Source organism: Methylobacterium sp. B1 (assembly GCF_000333255.1).
Lineage (GTDB): Bacteria > Pseudomonadota > Alphaproteobacteria > Rhizobiales > Beijerinckiaceae > Methylobacterium > Methylobacterium fujisawaense.
Map to the genome: position 1 here is coordinate 1 of NZ_BACT01000913.1, position 1,278 is coordinate 1,278.

The 1,278-nt window shown below is 70.2% G+C and carries 2 protein-coding genes; both read right to left on the reverse strand.

Annotated elements, in window-relative coordinates:
* A partial coding sequence (locus I53_RS25810; RefSeq protein ID WP_051045077.1) for a PilZ domain-containing protein occupies nt 1–263 on the reverse strand: 263 nt, incomplete at its 3' end.
* Nucleotides 264–365: 102 nt separating this feature from the next.
* Nucleotides 366–1,124 carry a phosphatase PAP2 family protein gene (locus I53_RS25815; RefSeq protein ID WP_043356220.1) on the reverse strand — a complete coding sequence of 253 codons (759 nt, stop codon included), beginning with the start codon at nt 1,122–1,124 and terminating at the stop codon, nt 366–368.
* Nucleotides 1,125–1,278 lie beyond the last annotated feature (154 nt).

Below are 1,278 nucleotides of genomic sequence, written 5' to 3' on the forward strand. Positions count from 1 at the left end.
TGCGTCGCGGCCCCCGTCTCGGCGAAACCGAGACCGACGCTCTCGCCCGCCCGCCAAGCTATGAAGGCCCGCCGGGTCTCGCCGCGGCAGGGGATGAACAGCTCGATGCAATCGGGCAGCGTGGCGTCGGCAGGGACCCGGATCCGTGCCCCGTCCAGGGACACGTCGCGGACCGTGCAGTCGAGATCCGGCAGAAAGGCCGCGACGCGGAGTCGGCCGCCCAGGCAGACGCGGCGTCGGGCAGTACGGCGTCGGTCGACCACGAACGCTTCATCCTGATGGGTGCGGATGTCGGGACAACCGCCATTGAGCCTGAAGCGGACCGGCCCGTCTCCTTTAACCGTCAGTTTACCTTAACGTTGGCCTCAGGCGGGCGGCGGCGGATCGGGCGCCTCGACCTCGCCGCGACGCTGCAGCTGTAGGGCGACGAACCAGCACAGGGATGCCCAGGCCGCGCCGATGCACCAGCCGGCCAGCACGTCGCTCGGCCAGTGCACGCCGAGATAGATCCGACTGATGCCCACCAGCAGCGTCACGCTGACTCCGAGGGCCAGGACCAGTGCCTTCGCGCGGCGGTTGCGCTCGACCCGGGCGATGAGGGTCGCCAGGGTCAGATAGGCGATGGCCGACATGGTGGCGTGGCCGCTCGGAAAACTCGCCGTGAACACCTCCATGCCGTGAGGGACGAGGTCCGGTCGCGGCCGGTGGTAGAGCATCTTCAGCAAGGTCGAGACCAGCTCGCCGCTGCCCACCGCGGCCAGGACGTAGAGGCCGATGCGCCGCCGCCCGGACACGGCGAGATAGCCCGCCACCGCGCAGGTGAGGAACAGCACCGTGAAGACGCTGCCGAGCCCGGTGATGTCGCGCATCGTCTCCTCGAGCCAGGGCGGCCCGATCGGATCGGCGAGATCGGCGGGGTTGCGCAGGGCGAGCAGGATCCGGCGGTCGAGGGCCGCGGTGGAGCCCTCGCCGACTTCGTGGGCGAGGTAGAAGAACCCATAGCCGAGGGTGCTCAGGCAGAGCAGGGCGACGAGGGGACCGACTTCGTTCAGGCGCAACCGCAGCCACACCGCCAGGGCGGGCTCGATCAGGCGATTGTTGCGGATCTGGCTCGGGGCCTTCATGCGGCGGGATCCGGGTCGGGAGCGTGCGTCATCAGTCGTTCTCTCCGAAGGGCAGGCGGGCCACCGAGCGCCAGGGAGAACGCCACCGTCCAGGCGAGCCAGTGGGCCGGATCGCCGAAGGCGACGCCCGCGAGCGCCAGGGCCACCAGGATCT